This is a genomic window from Delftia sp. ZNC0008, assembly GCF_000799035.1.
GTDB classification, from domain to species: Bacteria; Pseudomonadota; Gammaproteobacteria; order Burkholderiales; family Burkholderiaceae_C; genus Comamonas; species Comamonas tsuruhatensis.
In genome coordinates this window covers 1-335 of the sequence record NZ_JTKZ01000097.1, presented here as the reverse complement: position 1 = coordinate 335, position 335 = coordinate 1, and the positions used below count along the sequence as shown (strand labels likewise).

The following is a 335-nucleotide window of genomic DNA, read 5'->3' as shown; positions in this document are numbered from 1 at the left end:
TGCGAGTCCTTCAGCACGTAGGCCTCGCTGACGCATTCCACGTACCAGGCCGCCACCAGCGGCGCCTCCTCGTAGCCCAGCCGCTTCACCAGCGCTTTCACGTTGGCGTTCACCTGGGCATTGCGGACGGGCTTCACGCCGTAGCGCTGCACGTAGGCCTGGCTGTAGGCCGCCCAGGTGGCGCGGCAGGACTCCTGCAGTGCGGTGTCCTCGGCATCGGACAGGCCGCCCTCCCCTTTGCGGGCCGGCGGCACAGCCGGCGGAAATGATTCTTTGGCGGTTCCTTTACGGTTCCTATTACGGTTCAATGATGATTTGGGTGCGCCATCTGCACC

1 pseudogene is annotated in these 335 nt (G+C 65.1%); it reads right to left on the bottom strand.

From position 1 onward, the window contains the following. Positions 1–254, bottom strand: a pseudogene (locus L995_RS03735) (helix-turn-helix domain-containing protein); the annotation flags it as partial. Positions 255–335: the final 81 nt, after the last annotated feature.